At 66.7% G+C, this 16672-nt stretch carries 20 protein-coding genes; all 20 read left to right on the plus strand.

The window, feature by feature from the left end:
• The 20 genes from QQK25_RS11025 to QQK25_RS11120 all read left to right on the plus strand — a co-directional run bounded on the left by QQK25_RS11025 (nucleotide 1) and on the right by QQK25_RS11120 (nucleotide 16670).
• Nucleotides 1-423 carry a hypothetical protein gene (locus QQK25_RS11025; protein ID WP_284187969.1) on the plus strand — a complete coding sequence of 141 codons (423 nt, stop codon included), beginning with the start codon at nucleotides 1-3 and terminating at the stop codon, nucleotides 421-423.
• 267 nt (nucleotides 424-690) lie between these two features.
• Nucleotides 691-1677: a phage protease gene (locus tag QQK25_RS11030; protein WP_284187970.1), complete on the plus strand. Its 987-nt coding sequence runs from the start codon at nucleotides 691-693 to the stop codon at nucleotides 1675-1677.
• Between the two features lie 37 nt (nucleotides 1678-1714).
• Complete coding sequence (locus QQK25_RS11035; RefSeq protein ID WP_284187971.1) at nucleotides 1715-2617, plus strand: Mu-like prophage major head subunit gpT family protein; 903 nt, start codon at nucleotides 1715-1717, stop codon at nucleotides 2615-2617.
• Between the two features lie 32 nt (nucleotides 2618-2649).
• Nucleotides 2650-3354 carry a hypothetical protein gene (locus QQK25_RS11040; protein ID WP_284187972.1) on the plus strand — a complete coding sequence of 235 codons (705 nt, stop codon included), beginning with the start codon at nucleotides 2650-2652 and terminating at the stop codon, nucleotides 3352-3354.
• Complete coding sequence (locus QQK25_RS11045; protein ID WP_284187973.1) at nucleotides 3351-3848, plus strand: phage protein Gp36 family protein; 498 nt, start codon at nucleotides 3351-3353, stop codon at nucleotides 3846-3848. Before QQK25_RS11040 ends, QQK25_RS11045 begins: the two co-directional genes overlap by 4 nt.
• Complete coding sequence (locus tag QQK25_RS11050) at nucleotides 3848-4324, plus strand: phage tail terminator protein (RefSeq protein WP_284187974.1); 477 nt, start codon at nucleotides 3848-3850, stop codon at nucleotides 4322-4324. Before QQK25_RS11045 ends, QQK25_RS11050 begins: the two co-directional genes overlap by 1 nt.
• Complete coding sequence (locus tag QQK25_RS11055; protein WP_284187975.1) at nucleotides 4324-5781, plus strand: hypothetical protein; 1458 nt, start codon at nucleotides 4324-4326, stop codon at nucleotides 5779-5781. Before QQK25_RS11050 ends, QQK25_RS11055 begins: the two co-directional genes overlap by 1 nt.
• Nucleotides 5782-5785: 4 nt before the next feature.
• A complete protein-coding gene (locus QQK25_RS11060) occupies nucleotides 5786-5983 on the plus strand; it encodes a hypothetical protein (protein ID WP_284187976.1) in 198 nt (65 codons plus the stop codon).
• Between the two features lie 27 nt (nucleotides 5984-6010).
• Nucleotides 6011-6373, plus strand: a complete 363-nt coding sequence (locus QQK25_RS11065) for a phage tail tube protein (RefSeq protein ID WP_284187977.1) — start codon at nucleotides 6011-6013, stop codon at nucleotides 6371-6373.
• A 128-nt stretch (nucleotides 6374-6501) separates the two neighbouring features.
• Nucleotides 6502-7011 carry a hypothetical protein gene (locus QQK25_RS11070; RefSeq protein ID WP_284187978.1) on the plus strand — a complete coding sequence of 170 codons (510 nt, stop codon included), beginning with the start codon at nucleotides 6502-6504 and terminating at the stop codon, nucleotides 7009-7011.
• Nucleotides 7012-7013: 2 nt separating this feature from the next.
• Nucleotides 7014-8726, plus strand: a complete 1713-nt coding sequence (locus QQK25_RS11075) for a phage head spike fiber domain-containing protein (protein WP_284187979.1) — start codon at nucleotides 7014-7016, stop codon at nucleotides 8724-8726.
• Nucleotides 8726-9088, plus strand: a complete 363-nt coding sequence (locus tag QQK25_RS11080) for a hypothetical protein (protein ID WP_284187980.1) — start codon at nucleotides 8726-8728, stop codon at nucleotides 9086-9088. The genes QQK25_RS11075 and QQK25_RS11080 overlap by 1 nt, the downstream gene beginning before the upstream one ends.
• A 1-nt stretch (nucleotide 9089) precedes the next feature.
• Nucleotides 9090-9359: a phage tail assembly protein gene (locus QQK25_RS11085; protein WP_284187981.1), complete on the plus strand. Its 270-nt coding sequence runs from the start codon at nucleotides 9090-9092 to the stop codon at nucleotides 9357-9359.
• Nucleotides 9359-9484: a hypothetical protein gene (locus tag QQK25_RS11090; RefSeq protein ID WP_284187982.1), complete on the plus strand. Its 126-nt coding sequence runs from the start codon at nucleotides 9359-9361 to the stop codon at nucleotides 9482-9484. Before QQK25_RS11085 ends, QQK25_RS11090 begins: the two co-directional genes overlap by 1 nt.
• Nucleotides 9485-9611: 127 nt before the next feature.
• Entirely contained in the window at nucleotides 9612-11669 is a 2058-nt protein-coding gene (locus tag QQK25_RS11095) for a phage tail tape measure protein (RefSeq protein WP_284187983.1), read from the plus strand.
• Nucleotides 11666-12793, plus strand: a complete 1128-nt coding sequence (locus tag QQK25_RS11100; protein ID WP_284187984.1) for a DNA circularization N-terminal domain-containing protein — start codon at nucleotides 11666-11668, stop codon at nucleotides 12791-12793. The genes QQK25_RS11095 and QQK25_RS11100 overlap by 4 nt, the downstream gene beginning before the upstream one ends.
• Nucleotides 12786-13808, plus strand: a complete 1023-nt coding sequence (locus QQK25_RS11105; protein WP_284187985.1) for a phage baseplate assembly protein — start codon at nucleotides 12786-12788, stop codon at nucleotides 13806-13808. The genes QQK25_RS11100 and QQK25_RS11105 overlap by 8 nt, the downstream gene beginning before the upstream one ends.
• Nucleotides 13805-14374 carry a phage baseplate assembly protein domain-containing protein gene (locus QQK25_RS11110; protein WP_284187986.1) on the plus strand — a complete coding sequence of 190 codons (570 nt, stop codon included), beginning with the start codon at nucleotides 13805-13807 and terminating at the stop codon, nucleotides 14372-14374. Before QQK25_RS11105 ends, QQK25_RS11110 begins: the two co-directional genes overlap by 4 nt.
• Entirely contained in the window at nucleotides 14374-15627 is a 1254-nt protein-coding gene (locus QQK25_RS11115) for a phage GP46 family protein (RefSeq protein ID WP_284187987.1), read from the plus strand. Before QQK25_RS11110 ends, QQK25_RS11115 begins: the two co-directional genes overlap by 1 nt.
• The gene (locus QQK25_RS11120) at nucleotides 15624-16670 is read left to right on the plus strand and encodes a baseplate J/gp47 family protein (protein ID WP_284187988.1); all 1047 of its coding nucleotides are present in this window, start codon (nucleotides 15624-15626) and stop codon (nucleotides 16668-16670) included. Before QQK25_RS11115 ends, QQK25_RS11120 begins: the two co-directional genes overlap by 4 nt.
• Nucleotides 16671-16672 lie beyond the last annotated feature (2 nt).

Below are 16672 nucleotides of genomic sequence, written 5' to 3' on the forward strand. Positions count from 1 at the left end.
ATGGGCTCGCTCGAAAAGCCCCCCCACGACCCGGTGTGGCCATCGGTCGACATCGAGCTGCTAAAGGGCCTTCCGCCGATTCATCGGGCGGTGGTCCGGGCGCTAGGTGTTGGCCGAGCAGGGCAGTTCCTGTCCGAGTTCGGCGGCGTGAGCGTGCATATCCCGAAGCTGAAGCCGAAGGCCTTCGGTCTCGATCCCGACGAGCTGGACCGCCTGCGCATCGCCTTGGCCCCGCATATCGACAATGAAACTTGCAAGATCGACCTGCCCAAGCCGGACAAGGTCTTTCGCCAGGCGCGCAACATGCAGATACGGAAGGAGCGCGAGAACGCATCCATCCGCACCGTAGCCCGCGCCTACTTCCTCACCTCCCGGCAGATCAAGAACATCACCCGGGAAGAGGACCAGATGGACCTTTTTTGAGGGTTTCCGGGGCTGCAGACCCGGCGATTCTCAACCGCACCATCCCCCGTCAATCGAAACCCCATTCGAAAACGCCGTATAGCGTTTGAAAGGGGCCTATCTTCTCTTCGACGTCCCTTTGGGCGTCCGGCGCGCTGAATCGCGCCACGGCCGTTTAAACGCGCCGACCTCGAAACCCATTCCCCGTACTTATCCCGGGAAACATTTCCCGGGATGTATCAAAACGCCATCGCCACGAAAATGGCCCTGTACCAAACAGGAGCCAACGTGTCGAACCCCAGCAAACCCCCTCGCATCGCCAGCCGTCTCCAGTGCGCCGTTGCGCTCGTCTTCGAGCTCGACGCGGGCACCACGGAAGCACACCTGCTGCCGGTCGGTCCGTTCCGGGCCGTCGATGGCCGGCCGCGCGACTGCGCCGCCTGGAACCTGGACGCCAACATCGCCGAGCTGGTGATCAAGCGCCAGGAGCAGCGCACCAACGACACCCTCATTGATTTCGAGCATCAGTCCATTCGGGCTGCCGACAACGGCAAGCGCGTAGAGGCTGCCGGCTGGTTTCGTCAGCTGGAGTGGCGCGAAGGCAAGGGGCTGTACGCGGTGGGGATTACCTGGGTGGGCGACACGGCCGAGCTGATCGCCGCCAAGAAGCTGCGCTACGTGAGCGCGGTGTTCACCTACCGGCCCGACACCGGCGAGGTGGTGGAAATCATCTCTGTGGCCCTGACCAATACCCCCGCACTCGACGGCCTCGACGCGCTTGCCGCGCTGGCCCGCCTGCACTCACCTGAAGAGGAAACCATGCCGATCACCGAAGCCGCCCTTGCTGCGCTCACCGCCGAGCGCGACACCCTCCAGACCTCCAACGCGGCCCTCACCGCCGAGGTGGCCAACCTCAAGACGGCCAACGCGGCCCTCACCGCCGAACGCGACCAGCTGAAGGCCAAGGCGGATGCCGCCGACCAGGAAAAGGCCCAGGCCGCCCTGGCCGCCGAGAAGGCCAAGCACGCCGAGCTGATGGACGCGGCCCTCACCAATGGCCGCCTCACCCCGGCAATGAAGCCCTGGGCCGAGAAGCAGACCCTCGCGGCCCTGACCGAGTACCTCGACACCGTTGCGCCGCTGCCGCCCGCCGGTGGCCGCCAGGGCGGCGCCGGTGGCGATCCCGCCGCGGGCCTCACTGCCGAAGAGCAGGCCATGTGCACCCGCCTGGGCGTCACTGCCGAGGAATACGCAAAGACCAAGGCCGGCAAGTAAGCCGCACCCAACACCTATATAAAACCCGGAGAACGCAATGCTTACCGCTGCCCAACTCGCCGCACTCCACACCACCCTGAAGACCCGCTTCAACAAGGGTCTGGCTGTCCGTACTCCGCACTGGAAGAAGGTCGCCGGCTACATCACCTCCGACGGCAAGAGCAACACCTACGCCTGGCTGACCCAGTTCCCCGCCTTCCGCGAGTGGATCGGCAGCCGCCTGCACAAGGCTGCCGCCGAGCAGGCTTACACCGTCGATAACAAGAAGTTCGAAGCCACCCTCGACGTGCAGCGCACCGACGTGGAAGACGACAGCTTCGGCCACTACGGCGACATCGCCGAGAGCTACGGCGTGTCGGTGCTCGACCTGCAGGACGACCTGATCTTCAAGGCCCTGAAGGCTGGCTTCTCCAGCGTCTGCTACGACGGCCAATATTTCTTCGACACCGACCACCCGGTCTATGCCAACGAAGACGGCACCGGCGCCGTCACCAACGCCAGCAACATGCAAGCCGGTGCGCTGGAACCCTGGGTGCTGCTCTGCACCGAGCGCGCCCCGAAGGCCATCTACCTGCAGGAGCGCATCAAGCCCCAGTTCGAAGCCGTCACCACCGCCCAGAGCGCCGCGGTGTTCGACAACGACGTGTTCAGCTACGGCGGGCGCTGGCGTGGCAATGCGGCTTACGGCTTCTGGCAGCTCGCCTTCGGCAGCCAGGCCGCCCTGACCGTCGCCAACTTCGAGGCCGCGTTCGCCAGCATGGAAAAGCGCAAGGGCGACGGTGGCCGCATCCTCGGCGTCACCCCCGACGTGCTGGTGGTGGGCCCCGACAACCGCAGCGCTGCCGAGCGCCTGCTGAAGGCCCTCCAGACCACCGGCGGCGAGAGCAACGTCAATTACAACAAGGTGCGGCTGGAAGTGACCCCGTTCCTGGCGCTGTAAGCCCCTGACCTGACCCTAGACAAGGACGAACCATGAGCAACGTTTATGTGCGCATCGCCAAGAAGGGGGTGGAGAATTTCCACCGCTGCGGCGAGCAGTTCACCGGCGCTTGGCGCCTTCTGGAAGGTGTCGATGACGCCACCCTGAAGCGCCTTCGTGAAGAGCAGATGCTGGAGGTGTCGGACACCAAGCCCGAAGGGTTCGAACCCACCGCCGAGGGCGGTGCCGCCCTCCAGCTCACTGCCTCCACGGGCACCCTGTCCGATCTGGAGCGCGAGATCCTCGCCATCGTCGGTACGCGGCTCGATACCGGCACGCTGGATGACATCTTTGATTCCATCTCCGAGCACAGCGCCGTCACCCATCGCGCCGACGGTGATCTGCTGATCATGCTGACCCATCAGCGCGACAACGCCGAAGCTGAATGTGCCCGCCTGGCGGGCCTGCTTGAGCAGTCTGTCCTCGAGGCCGGCAAGCTGGCCGAAGAGAACGCCGCGCTGCGCGCCCAGCTCGCCGCCCTGAACAACCCCGCGACCGCAGCAGCTCCGGTGGAGGCATTGGCCTCCACCGGCGAAGATGCCGTGGAGCGGGATGTGGTCGCGGCGGTGGATGTGCGTATCGATGACGCCATCGCCAAGGGCGACGCTGCCCTGGCCAAGCTGGGCGCTGCGATCGACAAGCTGGCCGAAGGCGCCCCGGCCGAGCCCGAAGCCACCACCAAGAAGGCCCGCAAGTGAGCTTCGCCACCCGCGCCGATCTGCTCGCCCGTGGCAGCGCCAACCGCATTGCGCAGCTGGCCGTTCCCACCGACATGGACATGGCCCCGCGCGATGCCGTGCGGGCGGTGCTCGACGGCGCGGACGTGGCCAGCTTCCCGGCCGATCAGCAGCCGGCCCTGGCCGGTGCGCTGGCTGCCGTCAATGACGCCCTCTCGGATGCCGACGCCCTGATCCTCAGCTACGGCATCCCCGAGGACGCTATCACGCCGATGCTCACCCGCCTGGCCTGCACCATCGCGCTCTACAACCTCCAGGGCGTCGAGCGCATGACCGAGGCCATGCAGAAACAGTACGACGCGGTGCTGGCCATGCTGAAGAGCCACGCCAAGGGGGAAATCAGTTTGATCCCCGCCGCGCCGACCGACCCGGCCGAGTCCGACGATCTGGCCATCATCGAGAGCCAGCCGCGCCGCTACGGTGGCGCCGCACCGGCCGCCGCCGAGGACTGGTGATGATCTCCCTGACGCCCTTGGTGGCCCACCTCAAGCCCAAGCCCGCCGGCTTCGACGGCGTGTGGTTCCGGGCGGTGGGTGGTGCGGCCGAGTACGCCGCCATCAGCCCCGAAGCGCTGCCGCTTCCGGCCTGCTGGGTGGTGCGCGCAGCCGACCAGGTGCGCCATGCGGGCGAGCGCACCGAGGACACCACCTTCGTGTTCGACGTGGTGATCGCCGTCGAGAACCTGCGCCTGGCTGACCCCCGGACGATGGACGACGAGCTGCTGAAGTACCGCAGCGCCGTGAAGGACCGCCTGCTCGGGTGGGAGATTTCCCCCGGCGTGATGCCCATCAAGTGGGGGGGCGGCAAGGTGCTCGAATACACCAACGGCGATATTTACTGGTCCGACCGCTACACCTTCAGCGCCCTGATCACCAACTACCTGCCCGACCCGCCGGCCTACACCGGCATCGCCAACACCGGAGAACACTGATGCTCACGTACAAGCAAATCCCCGCCGCCCTGCGCTACCCGGGCGTCTATATCGAGGTGGACGGCAGCCGCGCCGGCCTCGGCACCGACATGCCGGCCATGCTGCTGGTTGGCCAGAAGCTGGCCACCGGCACCGCGGCGGCGGGTGAGGTGGTGCAGATCAGCAGCGTGCAGGACGCCATCGCCAAGTTCGGCGCCGGCTCCGCGCTGGCACAGATGGCCGCCAAGTACCGCGCCATCGACACCACATTCGACCTGTGGGCGCTGCCCTACGCCGACAGCGGCGTAGGCACCAAGGCCACCGGCACCCTGACCGTTACCGCCGCACCCACCGCCGCGGGCGTGCTGTCGCTCTACATCGCCGGGCGCTTGGTGCAGGTGGCCGTCACCGCCACCATGGTGGTGGCCGATGTGGCCGCGGCGATCGTCGCCGCAATCACCGCCGCCGATGTGCCCGTCACCGCCACGGCCGCGGCCGGTGTCGTCACCGTGAGCGCCAAGCACAAGGGCACCATCGGCAACGGCATCGACCTGCGCATCAGCCTGTACGGTGAAGACCGCCCGGCCGGCCTGGCGGTGACTGTCGTCGCCATGGCCGGCGGTGCGGGCGACCCGGCGCCGGGCGATCTGGCCGCGATCCTGGGCACCCGCTGGTTCCGCTACGTGTGCCTGGGCATGAGCGATGCCGCCACCATGGCCGCCTGGCACACCGAGAGCCAGCGCCGCTATGCGCCGCCCATCCAGTCCGGCTTCCGCATCTTCACCGCCTTCCGGGGCGACTACGCCTCGACCGTCACCTTCGGCACTGCACGTAACGCCGAGCACATCGCGGCGATGTCTTTGGAGCTGAACCCGACGCCCACCTGGGAAGCCGCCGCCGTTGTGGCTGCAGCCGCAGCGCCCAAGCTCTTCGCAAACCCCGCGCAGAGCCTGGAAGACACCCCGCTGCCGGGCATCATCGGCGCCAGCTACTTCGACTGGACCAACGCCAACAGCCTGCTGTTCAAGGGCATGAGCGTGATGAAGGTGGCCAAGGATGGCACCTGCACCATCAAGCGCCTGGTGACGATGTACCAGACCAAGGCCGACGGCAGCGCCGACGATGCCTTCCTCGACATCAACACCCCCGAGCTGATGGAGCGCATCCGCCGGGAGCAGATGAGCGCCGCCGTTGCGCGCTTCACCGGCAGCGCGGCAGCCAAGAACAACGACGGCTTCCGGCCTGGCCTGCGTATCACGACCGTCGATGACGTGCGCGCCATGCTGCTCACCCTGTACCGCAGCACCCTGATGTTTGAATACGGCTGGGTTCAGGACTACGAGTTTTACAAGGCCAACCTGATCGTTGAGCAAGACCCCACCAACCCCAGCCGCTTCAACTACCGCGACACGCCGGTGCTGCTCTCGCCCTTCTACATCCTCGCGGGCCGCGGCGAGTTTCGCAAAGTGGCGGTCTAGCACCATGCCCACCACCCCCGCCGACCTCGCCGTGTTCTGCCTGGCCATCGCTGTGGTGGGTGGCTGGGTGGTGTGGGTGGCCATCCCAACGGTGGCCGACCTGGTGCGGATAAACCCCTTCGCCGGGCTGGTGGTATGGCCCTGCGCCCTGGTCCTGTGCTGGCCCGCAATCCGCCCGCTGATCCACGCCCTGACGGGCTGATAAACCCCCTGCAAAGGACGTTCAAAAATGGCTCAACTCAACAACATCCGCACCGTGTCTGTGCCGTCGATCGGCAAGCTGCCCCTGGCGGACAAGCCCGGCACCTTCACCCCCAGCGGCACCAGCCGCGCCCACAAGGCCGGCCGCTTGGCCGAGGACGGCGGCTACACCGAGACCAGCACCCCGGCCCGGCTCGACCTGACCATCAACCTGCAGGGCGGCATCAGCCTGGAGGCCCTCAACGCCATTAAGGACGAAGACGTGATCGTGCGCCTGGCTGACGGCGCGGTGTACATGCTGGCCCAGGCCTTCGTCACCGAGCCCATCGGCGTTTCCGAAGGCGACAGCAAGCTGGTGATTGTCGCCAACGTCTCCGAGCGGATTTCCTGATCATGAGCCTTCTCTATGGACTGACGATCGGCGGCAATATGGTGCCGTTGCAGGTCACTGAGGCCGGGGCGCTTGTGCTGTCAGGGGCTGTGTCAGGTGGCACCGGCGGCACGTCTGATACCACCGAGGTGACGCAACTCCTGGTCAAGACTGCCGTCCAGAACGTCGACACCGACCTGGGCGCTCCCGGCGACGGCGCCGCGGCGACCGATGTCGCGGCCGTGGGCGTCATCCCCCTGATCAAGCGCAGCCTGCAGCGCTGGACCACCTTGCTGGCTGCGCTCCCCGCGAACCTTGGCGCCAAGGCCAGCGCTGCGTCCTTCCCGGTGGTGCTCGCAACGGATCAGGCCACCCTGGCCGTTTCGGCGACCGCTCGCGCGTGCGTCGGCCGGCAGACCATCACCATTGCCGCGGGCTCCATCGTCACGCTCACGCCGCCGGGCGGTGCAGTGGCCGCCCACATCCAGGCTGATGGCGCCACCGTGCGGATCACCCTGGAAGGCACTGCCCCCAGCGCGACCACTGGCACCCGGATCGACGACGGCGTGATCTACCCGGTCGACACCTCGCTCGCCGCCGTGAAGCTGTTCAGCGCCACCGCCTGCGCCGTGCAGGTGGGCTACTTCGACAAGGCCTGACCGTGAGCATCCGCACCCGCGTAATGCGTGATCGCCGAATGCCGACCGAACGGCCGCTGGCGGCTCAGGTGGCTGCCCTGTTTGCCAACGGCGAACAGGGGCTGTGGTACGACGCCAGCGACCTGTCGACGATGTATCAGGACTCGTCAGGGTCGATACCCGTGTACTACCCTGGCAGCGGGCAAATCGACCCGCCAGTTGGGATGATCCTCGACAAGCGGCAAGGGCTGTCGAGAGGTGCAACTCGGTTTAGCGACGCAGCGGTTCTGTTATCCGGCGAAAGCTACCGAGTTTCGCCGGGCGTCTATCGCTGCTATAGCTCATCTGGCGCATATAACCTCATTAACCTGGGCGGTAGCTTGGCAGTCGGGAAATGGTACGAACTCACCTTTACCGTTGACAGTGTGGCCGTCGCGGGTCAGGGCATTTCACTTGAGGGCGGCGATACCACGCAGACCGCATTTGTCGCGACGACAGTGGGTGTGAAGCGTTGCATCTTTCGGGCAGCGGCAGCATATATCGGCATTAAGCGCAACGCAGGGGCAATGGACTACCAGGTCAGCGGAGTGTCTATCCGCGAACTCTCAGGCAACCACGCATACCAAGCAACGACTGCCAGCCGGCCAACGCTGTCGGCTCGTTACAACGGGCTTTTGGCTTCCGAAAAGTACAACGACGGTACGTATTGGACCTGGCAGGCGAGCTTCACGTCAGAAATCACGGCGGATACCGCCGCGCCTGACGGTTCAAATACCGCATGGAAAATTACCTCAACAAATGCAAATGCGGCATTGAGCAAGGCCGGCCTTACGGGGTACAAGAATCCTGTCCTTACGGTCTGGTGCAAGTCCGGGGCATGGAACCCAACGATCATGGTGCGGAATGCAACCACCGCGACGAACTTGCTCGCGGGGACAATTACTGCATCTGACCGAACAGATACGTACGGCAAGTTCACAAATACCGACATGGGCAATGGCTGGAAACGGCTGAGGATCGAGATTACGTCGGGCGTTTCCGTCACAGACTCGCTAGTTGTTTACGTAGGAAGCACCGGAGCCATTCCAGTCGGCCAGTCCATGTATATCTGGCGTTCGGATTTCCGCGAGGCTGGTGATGGAATTGGGCTGCCTGAGTACCAGCGCGTCGTCGATGCCACCACATACGACACCGCAGGTTTCCCTCTGTACCTGAAATTGGACGGCGTGGATGACTTCCTGCAGACGAACGTCGATTTCAGCGGCACGGACAAGCTCATGCTTTCTGCGGCAATTCGCCGTCTGTCGGACTCCGGGCTCGGCGTCGTTCTCGAATCGACGTCGGACTACTCGGCGTCGAATGGCACGTTTGTCCTGCTTGCCCCTGGCGCGAGCGGAACGCCCAGCGTGGGGTTTAATGCGAAGGGTACGGTGCTGACGGGTGGGCTGTCCTATACCACGTCTGCAGCGCCGGTCGGCCTGTTGGTTTCTGCTTACGCCGACATCGCTGCGTCGTATCGGGCATTGCGCGTGAATGGCGTACAGGTAGCGTCTTCAACCACAAGCATTGGCATAGGCGCCTTTGGCAACGCGGTGCTTTACCTGGGCCGGCGCGCCGGATCATCGCTTCCGTTCAACGGCCGCCTCTACGGCCTGCTGCTGCGCGGCGCGGCGGCGAACGATGGCACATTCGCTAGGGTGGAGCGATATCTCAACCAGAAGGGACGGGTAGCGTAATGACTTGGGTCAATCGAACCATCATCGTCCCGTCGCCCTTCGTCGATGCCGCCCGCGCTGCATGCGAAGCCCTGGCCGGCGCCGGTGGTTCGGGCATGTACACCGTCCCGCTGTCGGCGTCCGGGGAGTTGCCGGCCACGCACTGGGCAAGCTCTGGCCCCATCGACCAGGACTTCGCCGATCTCTTGGCCAACCCCGATGCGCTCGCCGCCGTTGCCACCTCGGCCGGACTCGACCCGGCCACGCTGCTTGCAGTGCTCGCCGCGTCCGACGTGTCCGACCTGGACGTCGAAAGCTGGCCCGACACGCTGGCCCGCCTGGGCCTGCTCCACATCCATTCCGACCCTGAAGGATTTCGCTGATATGAAAAAGCACCCACTCAAGTACCCCATCCCGATCGGCAAGAAGACGCTGGATAGCCTCACCTTCCGCGAGTACGCCACCGCGGGCGACCTGCTTGCATTCGACGAAGTGGGGCCCACGCGCCAGACGATCCACCTGATTGCCAACCTGACCGGCACCGATACCGCCGTGATCGAGCGCCTGCATGTGGCTGACTTCCGCGCGGCTGACCGCATCGCCACCGAACTGATCAAGCCGGAGAGCGACGAAAAAAACGTGCCCGTGTCCTGATGGCCTGCGCCCTGGTGGCGCGTGGGCTTCACCAGGACATGCGGTACATCAAGACGCTGCCGCTGTCCGAGCTGTTTGTATGGGCCGAGCTGGCAGCGCCATTCGAGGGACGCAAATTCAAATGACGGATAAAGGGGCTTCGGCCCCTTTTTCTATTTCAGCGCCCGCCAGGTGGCGGAAATCATTTCCCGCCTGAAAGTCTTCCCCGCCTCTCTCTATGCTCAAGGCTCTGAATAGCCCGGGGCGCTGGAGATGAGCGACGCAACGACGAAGGTCGGGATTGTATTTACCGCGACGGATGGGTCGGCCGCTGGCCTGAAGGCCGTCGAGCAGGCCGTCAAGAAAGCCGCCGACGTGGCGGTGGAGGGCTCCAGCAAGACGGCCCTGGCTGCCAAGGATGCAGCCCTCAAATCCACCCAGGCCGTGCAGGCTGCCCACGACACCCATGTGCGCCTGTATCGGGACATGGCCAACGCCCGCGAGACCCTCGGCATCCGCGCCGAGCGGACGGTTCGGCAGGAAATCCAGCAGACCCAGGCGGCGTACCAGACGCTGGCCCGATCTGGCGCGCTGTCGGCCCGTGAGATGGCCCGGGCGCAAGACGCGACCCTGGCTAAGGTGCGCGAGCTGAAGCGCGAGCTGGGCGAGGTGAGCCGCCTGCAGCGCATGGAGCAGATCGGGCAGGCTGGTGCTGCTGGCGCAGCTGGCGCGGCCGTGGCCTATCGCGTCGCCAACAACCCGATAACCGCAGCCAAGGATCTGGAAACCGCCCAGGCGGACTTGCGGATTGCGCTGATGCGCAAGGGCGGGGTGGTGCCTGAAGATGCTTACAAGGAAATCATGCGCCAGGCGGTGGCGCTGGGTAATTCCTTGCCCGGCAGCACCAAGGATTTCGTGTCTGCCGCCACGGCCCTTTCCGAACAGGGCATGCCGCTTTCTGCAATCACGGGCGGCGGCCTGACCGCCTCGGCTCAGTTTGGCGTGCTGGCCAAGATGGACCAGTACCAGAGCGCGACATCCATCGCCAAGATGCGCGAGGCCTACGGCCTGGCAGATGGCGACCTGCCCGAGATGGCCAACCTGATGCAGAAGGCGAAGAACGCCTACGGGATTGCACCGGATGACTTCCGGGCCGTGGCCCAGTATGCGGCACCGACCTACAACACACTCGGGCTGACCGGGAAGGAGAACGCCCGCGACTTGCTGGCCGTGCAGGGGATTGCCGCATCGGTCGGGCTGGAGAACACCAGCTTCGGCACGAACTTCGCCATGATGCTTTCGCGCACCAGCCAGATCGACGCACGACTGGGCGGCAAGGGCGAGGCGGCGAAGGAGGCCCGCGAGGTGCTGTCAAAGCACGGCATCGACCTCAACTTCTACGGCAAGGACGGGAAGTTCAAGGGCCTCGAGAACATGTTCTCCGAGCTGGACAAGCTCAAGCCCCTGACCGACATCGACCGCATGCACGTGCTGGACAAGCTGTTCGGCGTGGAGGCGAGCCGGCCGGCGTCGATCATGATCCAGAAGGGCGGCCTGCAGGCCTTCCGCGAGAGCCGTGCCAAGCTCGACGAGCAGGCGGACATCGGCCCCCGCATCGCCCAGAAGACCAGCACCCTGGCCAGCAAGGAAGAGGCTGCGGGCGGAACGTGGGAGAACACCAAGGCGACCGCGGCCAAGGGCCTGGCCGAAACCAAAGGCCAGGCGCTGGATACGATCAACGACGGCCTGACCGCTGTGCAGCCCGTTCTCGAGAAGTACCCCGGCCTCGGCACTGGCGCTATCACGGCGGGTGCCCTGGGTGCGGGCGCGGCCACCAGCTGGGCCAGCCTGCGCATGCTGCAGGGGGTTATGGGCACCGGCGCCGGGCTTCGGGCTGTCTCGTCGATCCCGGGCATTGCTACTGCCTCAAGCCTGGCCGCTCGACTTCCGGTGATCCCCAAGGGGGTGGGCCTGGGGGCGATCGGGGCGAGCCTGGGCGGCGCGGTGCTTTCGTCCATGTACGGCGAAGAGAGCACGGCCGCCCGCTACGGCAGCGCGGCGCTTTCTGGCGCGGGCATGGGTGCGACCTTGGGTAGCGTGGTTCCGATCCTGGGCACGGGTGTGGGGGCGGCCGGCGGCGCTGCCCTGGGGATGGCCATTCAGGGCATCAGCGATCTGCTGAAGAAAGACCCGAAGCCCACCAACGTGAAGGCGGACATTCGCGTAGGGCTGGCGCCTGGCCTGGTGCTGCAGGGCCAGACGGTTGAAACCAACGGCCCGGCAGGCGTGAAGCTGGATACGGGCAACATCTGGTCGGGGGCACCGCAATGAGCTGGCGTGATCGACTTCAGCGCGGGAGCTTCCGCGGCTTCGACTTCCTGACCGACAGCCACGAGGCCAAGGGCGGCCGGCGCCTGGTGGTGCATGAGTTCCCCGGCGCCGACGAACCCATCGTGGAAGACCTGGGCGGCAAGGCCCGCGAGTGGCGCGTGGTGGCCTATTTCATCGGCGCCGACTACGACCGGGAGCGCAACGGCTTCCTCGCCCTGCTGGCCGAGGGCGTGGCGGACTGGCTGACCCACCCCTGGCTGGGCAAGGTGTGGGCCCGGGCGCGGGAGTGGTCGGTGTCGGAATCCAACGAGCGCGGGGGCTATGCGGCGGTCAGCATCGACTTCGTGGCCGGTGGCCGGGCGCCCTACGTGCCCGACGTGGACAAGGTGGATGCCGCGATCGACCGGGTGCGCCGCACCCGCGATGCGATCGCCGCCGACTTCAGCCTGGCGCCGATGCCGCTGGACGTGATGACGCGCTTCCGTTCCCAGGTGAGCAACGCCGTGGAAGGCCTGCGCACGGTGATCGCCCTCACGGCGCTGCCGGTGGCGCAGGCCAGCACGGTGATCAGCTCAATCCAGGGCATCAAGGGCGACCTGGCCACCCTGCTGGCCACTCCGGCCAGTTACGCGGCGGCGCTGGCCAGCCTGGCCGACACCATCGGCAACGTGCAGGGCCTGACCGACCCGCAGCGGGTGCGTGCGGTGGCCCGGCTGGCCCAGGTGGCCAAGCGCACCGCGGCCGAGGCCGTGCCTGCTGGCAGCAACACCGCCCGCGAGGCAACGGTGCGCGCCCGCATGGTGGCCACCGCGGCCGTGGATCTCGCACTGGCCGACTACACCACCGCCGCCGCCCGCGATGCCGCCCAGGCCGGCGCCGTGGGCGTGCTGGATGTGCTGCTGCCCACCATGCCCGATGCCCTGTTCGAAACCACGTGGGAGCTGCGCACGGGGGTGATCGAGGCGCTGGCCAGCCAGGCCTTGGACCCTGCCCAGGTGCGCGACGTGGTGAGCGCCACGCCGGCCGTGGTGCTGGCCCACCGGCTGGATGCGGACGAGGACGTGTTCAACGCCACCAACGGGGTGCGCCACCCGCTGTTCGTCCAGGGGCGCGTCCATGGCTGATACGGGTATCGAGCTGCGCCTCGACGGCAAGCGCTACGGCGCCTGGCAGCAGGTGGATGTTCGGGAGTCGGTCGATGACCTGTGCGCCTCGGTGACGCTGGCCGCGGCCGGCCCGGGCATCGGCGACAGCATGGGCCTGACGGCCAACACCGTGGTGGAGGTGCTTGTGGACGGCGAGCTGGCCAGCACGGTGCGCATCGACGCGCTGAACCGCCGGGTGGGCGCCACCACCCACAGCATCCGCCTGCAGGCCCGGTCGCTGGGGCGCGAGCTGGTCGATTGCCAGTACAGCAAGACGCTGTCGGGCCTGAAGCTGGGGGATATCGCAAAGCGCCTTTCTGCCACCTTCAAAGTGCCTTTGCGTGTGGATGTGGATACGGCCGTGGTGCCGCATTTCTCCATGCAATGCGAGCTGCCCGCCAACGCCCTGATCAACGCGGCCCGCGCCGCCAACCTGCTGCTGTACCCAACGGCCGACGGTGGCCTGGTGCTCACCAAGCCCACCGACGCCGCTCCGGTGGCCACGCTCAACTACGGCGAGCACATCGAGAGCTACGAGGTGATCGACGAATTCAAGCTGCGCTTCTCCGACTACGTGGTGAAGGCCTTCGACTTTGAGAACAGCGCCGCGCTGAAAGGGGCCGTGAAAGACCCCGGCATCAGCTACTTCCGGCCCATGCACATCGTGGCCGACCGCCACGGCCAGACGGCCGGCGGCTGCGGCAGCCGCGCCGAGCTGGAGCGCAACCGCCGCCTGGCCCGGGCACACCGCATCGAGCTCGATGTTCCGGGCTGGCGCCACGCGGGCGGACTGTGGGCGATCAACACCCAGGTGCGTGTGGTGATCCCGCGCGAGGGCATCGACGGGGCGTTTCTGATCGGTGAGCGGGCCTTCAGCTACGACGCCAACGGCGGCGAGATGACGCATTTGCAGGTGATGAGCCGTGAGGCCTTCATGGGGCAGGAAACCAAGCGCGCCAAGCGTGGCGCAGGTGTGAGAGGACGGAAGAAATGAGCGTGCTGCAACAGGTTTGGGGCCGGCTTCAGATGCTGGTAGCCCAGGGCAAGGTGCTGGGTATCGGCAAGGGCAAGGTGCAGGTGCGAGTACTCGACGAAGAGGTGCTCGACAACGTGCGCCATGCGATGCCCTACGGCTTCAGCCACCACCCGACGGGTGGCGAGGCCTACATGATGTTCCCGGCCGGCGATCGCACCCACGGCATCGCCCTGGTGGTGGGCGACAAGCGGTATCAGATGGACCTGCAGGGCGGCGAGGTGGCCATCCATGACGCCGACGGTAACCACGTCCACCTCAAGGCCGGGGGGGAAATCGAAATCAAGGCCAGCACCTTGGTGCGGGTCGATGCTCCGAAGGTGGAGGCCACGGGCGACGTGCTGATCAGCGGCAACCTGGTGGTGATGGGGCATGCCCAGGCCGTGGGCTTCTTCGGCCCGGCCGGCAGCGCTGCAAGCCTGGCAGGCGGTGCCGCCGTGGTCGGCGACTTCACGGTGAACGGCAAGGACGTGGGCGATGGCCACCGCCACCACGTGGGCGGCGCCACCACCGAGGGGGTGATCTGATGGCCGACTACTTCGCGCGGGTGCTGGATGCGGGCCTGCCGATCACGTTCGACACCTACTGGACGAAGGTGATCGGCAAGCCGCGTATCTACTCCCTGGATAGGGATGGCCTGTTGGTGGGCACAAACACCACCACCTACGGCTTCGGGTTTGATGGCGCGTACGGCGGAAGCCGGGCCCGCAACACGACCGAAGCTGCATGGGGGAATCTGGGCACCAGCAAGCCTTGGCCCCTTGGCCGTATGTGGGACGGTAAGACCCTGTGGGCTGGCGACGTTCGAGTCATCATCGGTTCCGGCGCGTTTGTCGTGGGCGTCGGGGCGACGTCGGGAACCGCCACTGCGCTCTCCCTGCCCGTCGGGACGGGGCGCCAGTACCTCACCTCGACCATCTCGCCTGACGGCAAGCACCTGTTTTTCGTGACGGCTGCGGCTGGATCGATCTACGGCAGCGGCACGGGCGATCAGTGGCACATCGTGCGCTGGACGGGCACGGCTTTCGTGGCGGTCTCCGGCGGCACGATCGAGGCGCCGTGGTACGAGTACAAGTTCGGCCCGGGCTCAAGCGGTCAAAGCGACGAGTGCGGCATGATCGAATCGGATCTGACGCATGTGTGGAACGTGCGCATGTCAGCGCAGCAGCTGCAGCTTTTCCGGATCGGCGCTGATGGGGTGCTGCGCCTGGTGAAGTTCTTTGAGGGGGCGGAGAAGCCAACGGGCAATGGGTTCGCCAACCCGTCTCTATATGCCGACAAGGGTCTCTGTGCGGTAGTCGCGGAAAACCGCCTGACCATCTTCACCCGCACCGAGCTGGTTTCCCCGTCCGTTGCAGTGGCGGCGCCGACCCCCTTCGACGGTTACTCCCTGCGCCTGGTGCAGATCGACAACGGCCGCTTCGACCTTGCGTTCTACGACCCCGCCCAGGGCGATGGTCCGGCGGTGGAGACGCTGGTCTACGCCGCGCTCTTCACAGATGCCGAAGCCCCCGCAAGGCGCGAGCCTGACCGCTACCAGCGCCGTGGCTGGTGGGCGGATGCCGAGGCCGGGTCCGGCCTGTGGCACGTGCGCCGCCAGCCCTTGGGCAGCGCAGCCAGGCGCGAAGCCATCGAGATGGTGCGGGATGCACTGGAGGCCCACAGCATCACCGGCGTGGATGTCCAGGAGGCGGCCAGCGCTTCAGGCGTTTCCTCCCTGGTGCTCAAGATCACCGGCTTTTACGCTGGGCGCCGGATTGTTATGGAAGTGCCCCTATGAGCTACGAGCGCCCCACCTTTGCCGAGCTGCAGGCCCGGATCGACGTCGATCTGGGTGCGTTTCCGGCCTCTCTCCGCGGCCCGCTGGTTGCTGCCTGGGCCCGCGCGTGCCACGGCCAGCACGGCTACCTCGACTGGATCGCCGCCCAGGCATCGCCGCTTACCTGCGAGCTGGAGATGCTGTCCACCTGGGGCGCGCTTTACGGCGTGACCCGCCTCGAAGCCGTGCCGGCCGAAGGGGCGATTCTGGCCACCGGCACCACCGGCGCCGTGGTGCTGGCCGGCGACAGCTTCAGCGGCCCCAACGGGCTGGCCTATGAGGTGACCGAAGCCGCGACCATCACCGCCACCGGCGCCCGGGTGCTGGTGCGCTGCCAGGTTGCCGGCGAGGCTGGAAACCTCTCTGTCGGCCAGGTGCTCACCGCCACCAACCCGATTGCCGGCGTGACGGGTTCAGCCACCGTGATGGTGGGCGGCATCAGCGGCGGCGCCGAGCTGGAGAGCCTCGACGACTGGCGCATCCGGGTGGCGGACGAGTGGGCCACGGTGGTGGCAGATGGGGGGCGATCTGGCGGCCGTGCGGCGGACTATCGGTGGTGGGCCAAGAGCGCCCACCCCAGCGTCACCGGCGCCCTGGTGCAGCCCGGCGCCCTGGGGCTCGGCACGGTGCTGGTGCGCCCGATCTGCAACGCCTTGCCCAGCCGGCTGCCCACCGACACCGTGCTCACGGACGTGCGCGACTACATCGCCATGCGTGCCCCGGCTGGTGCCGACGTGCGCGTGGCCAGCCCCATCGCCACCCCGGTGCCGATCGCCCTCGATCTGTCGCCGGTGGTCGATTCGGCCCCCACTCGGGCCGCCATCGAATCCGCGCTGGTCACCGCCATCTTCGCCAACTCGGCCGAGGCGTCGGTGCTCACCCTGGCCGAGCTCGACGCCGCCGTGGCCACCGTCACCAGCCAGTACGAGCGCCTGGCGCCCACCGCCGACATTGCCCTTGGCCCGGGCGAAATCTTCGGCCTTCCGTCCCTCACCTGGGTGTAAGC

It is taken from the genome of Zoogloea oryzae (assembly GCF_030161255.1).
Lineage (GTDB): Bacteria > Pseudomonadota > Gammaproteobacteria > Burkholderiales > Rhodocyclaceae > Zoogloea > Zoogloea oryzae.

Excerpts from the sequence above, each read along its gene's own strand:
- QQK25_RS11025 (WP_284187969.1), top strand. The coding sequence starts at position 1 with ATGGGCTCGCTCGAAAAGCCCCCCCACGACCCGGTGTGGCCATCGGTC.
- QQK25_RS11035 (WP_284187971.1), top strand. The coding sequence starts at position 1,715 with ATGCTTACCGCTGCCCAACTCGCCGCACTCCACACCACCCTGAAGACC.
- QQK25_RS11040 (WP_284187972.1), top strand. The coding sequence starts at position 2,650 with ATGAGCAACGTTTATGTGCGCATCGCCAAGAAGGGGGTGGAGAATTTC.
- QQK25_RS11050 (WP_284187974.1), top strand. The coding sequence starts at position 3,848 with ATGATCTCCCTGACGCCCTTGGTGGCCCACCTCAAGCCCAAGCCCGCC.
- QQK25_RS11055 (WP_284187975.1), top strand. The coding sequence starts at position 4,324 with ATGCTCACGTACAAGCAAATCCCCGCCGCCCTGCGCTACCCGGGCGTC.
- QQK25_RS11060 (WP_284187976.1), top strand. The coding sequence starts at position 5,786 with ATGCCCACCACCCCCGCCGACCTCGCCGTGTTCTGCCTGGCCATCGCT.
- QQK25_RS11065 (WP_284187977.1), top strand. The coding sequence starts at position 6,011 with ATGGCTCAACTCAACAACATCCGCACCGTGTCTGTGCCGTCGATCGGC.
- QQK25_RS11080 (WP_284187980.1), top strand. The coding sequence starts at position 8,726 with ATGACTTGGGTCAATCGAACCATCATCGTCCCGTCGCCCTTCGTCGAT.
- QQK25_RS11085 (WP_284187981.1), top strand. The coding sequence starts at position 9,090 with ATGAAAAAGCACCCACTCAAGTACCCCATCCCGATCGGCAAGAAGACG.
- QQK25_RS11090 (WP_284187982.1), top strand. The coding sequence starts at position 9,359 with ATGGCCTGCGCCCTGGTGGCGCGTGGGCTTCACCAGGACATGCGGTAC.
- QQK25_RS11095 (WP_284187983.1), top strand. The coding sequence starts at position 9,612 with ATGAGCGACGCAACGACGAAGGTCGGGATTGTATTTACCGCGACGGAT.
- QQK25_RS11100 (WP_284187984.1), top strand. The coding sequence starts at position 11,666 with ATGAGCTGGCGTGATCGACTTCAGCGCGGGAGCTTCCGCGGCTTCGAC.
- QQK25_RS11105 (WP_284187985.1), top strand. The coding sequence starts at position 12,786 with ATGGCTGATACGGGTATCGAGCTGCGCCTCGACGGCAAGCGCTACGGC.
- QQK25_RS11110 (WP_284187986.1), top strand. The coding sequence starts at position 13,805 with ATGAGCGTGCTGCAACAGGTTTGGGGCCGGCTTCAGATGCTGGTAGCC.
- QQK25_RS11115 (WP_284187987.1), top strand. The coding sequence starts at position 14,374 with ATGGCCGACTACTTCGCGCGGGTGCTGGATGCGGGCCTGCCGATCACG.
- QQK25_RS11120 (WP_284187988.1), top strand. The coding sequence starts at position 15,624 with ATGAGCTACGAGCGCCCCACCTTTGCCGAGCTGCAGGCCCGGATCGAC.